General features: G+C 55.9%; 2 protein-coding genes. One reads left to right on the top strand and one right to left on the bottom strand.

Going from position 1 to position 1,631, the window contains the following annotated elements; translation table 11 throughout:
• Positions 1 to 229: hypothetical protein (locus tag I2E26_RS08920; protein ID WP_195420445.1), on the bottom strand; the 229-nt coding region annotated here is incomplete at its 3' end.
• A 996-nt stretch (positions 230 to 1,225) separates the two neighbouring features.
• On the opposite strand from I2E26_RS08920, the gene groES reads away from it, so the two are divergent.
• On the top strand, positions 1,226 to 1,510 hold the full coding sequence (gene groES / locus I2E26_RS08915) for a co-chaperone GroES (RefSeq protein WP_147587554.1): 285 nt from the start codon (positions 1,226 to 1,228) through the stop codon (positions 1,508 to 1,510).
• The last annotated feature ends 121 nt before the right edge of the window (positions 1,511 to 1,631 follow it).

The raw sequence follows: 1,631 nt of genomic DNA, 5'->3' as shown, positions 1-1,631 counted from the left end.
TCAGGCAGCCCTCGTTGATGAACCACTCGAGGTGGCCGCAATCTTCGCAGATGAGCGCGACGGCGCTCTCGTTGAAGCAGTCGAGGTCCATGGCGCTCATGAGCGCCGTGTTGAGCTGCGCCTCGCGTTTTTTGAAGCGATCGCATCCGCAATGCGAGCAGGTGACGAGCTTTCCCGCGGCGGTGTAGCTCTCGGGTCCATCCGACTTTCCAAATCCAAAGAAGCCCATGGCGCGATCCTTTCCAAATGATGATCGCGTACTGTAATGGCCTTTATTGTATCGATGGCGCTTTGCGCAGGGGAGGTTTTACGGTGAACGAGCGCAATCGACTTTGAAAGACGGGCGGGCTGCATCGATAGCTGTTTCAGAAAGCTGTTTCATATAGTATGAGATACGGCGCTCGCGAGAGCCCCATCTGAGTTTCATGCGGCTGCAGCGCCGTTGTCGTCCTAGATGCTCCTCTCTGGTGGCGCTCTGGCAGTAAATGCACAAAATGAGTCCGAGGGCGCTCTTGCAGACGGCATGAATATTTTAAAGTTGCCGCGATACTGGATAACTGTTGCGTAATGTGAGCGGTAAGGCGGGTATTTTCGTTGAAAGCGCTTCCGAAGGCGCTTGGAGCGATTGCTAATGGCCGTTCGAATGCCGCTCTGGCATCCTTTTGGACTCAATTTCTACATCTAGTGCCATTGGATCACCTCCGCGGTGGCAAATCGCGCGGAATCACGTCTACGCGTATTTTTTCTATGCATTCCGGTTCTGCGTTTATGCATTTGAGGAATGAGGGCACCGCTTTGCAAGGTCGATGCCGCTTTTGGTGCCTGTCCCTATGTGCGCACGATGGGGCTCGTGCGGAGGGGCCTCGATTCCAAGGCGATTCACCGGTCGATTGGCGCCAGGTCCAACACTCTCAAATCGACTAGTGGGTTGACGTTCTGCGCCGCGTGCGAAGGATCGGTCTGGGTCTCATCGGTCTTCATGGAAGCGCATCCTGTGTCCTTCTGCGAGGGCCACATCGTGCCTGGCGGACTCACTTATCTGCTTGTGCGGCGCATGAGCTTTCAACGACTAATACAGCGCTCAGGAAATCTAAGTGCCGAGTTATAAGATTTTTTGAAGTCACGTTGTATAAGTCCGCACGGCTGGGTACTATTCAGGGCGTACGAAAAACCGTAAGGGTTCGCGCAGGTTTCGCCCCGCGCGACACGTTAGGAGGAATCCCCAATGCTTAAGCCTCTTGGTGACCGCGTTCTCGTCAAGCCCGATGCGGCCGAGCAGAAGACCGCTTCCGGCCTGTACATCGCCAGCAACGCCCAGGAGAAGCCGCAGCGCGGCGAGATCATCGCCGTCGGCGCCGGCAAGGTGGCCGATAACGGCGAGCGCCTGCCCATGGACGTGAAGGTGGGCGACGTCGTCATCTACGGTAAGTTCGGTGGCAACGAGGTCAAGGTCGATGGCGAGACCTACCTGCTCATGCGCGCCGACGACATCTACGCCGTGGTCGAGTAACTTTTCGTTTCCGCAACGCAGTTTGATTGAGTGCCTGTCCCTCAGTCGAATCTTCTCGCATCTTTCTTTTGGAGGATATAACAATGGCTAAGAACATCACGTTCGATACCGACGCTCGCGC

The sequence above is a fragment of the Collinsella sp. D33t1_170424_A12 genome, from assembly GCF_015554865.1.
Lineage (GTDB): Bacteria > Actinomycetota > Coriobacteriia > Coriobacteriales > Coriobacteriaceae > Collinsella.
This window is presented reverse-complemented; position numbering and strand designations above follow the sequence as displayed.

Excerpts from the sequence above, each read along its gene's own strand:
- groES (WP_147587554.1), top strand. The coding sequence starts at position 1,226 with ATGCTTAAGCCTCTTGGTGACCGCGTTCTCGTCAAGCCCGATGCGGCC.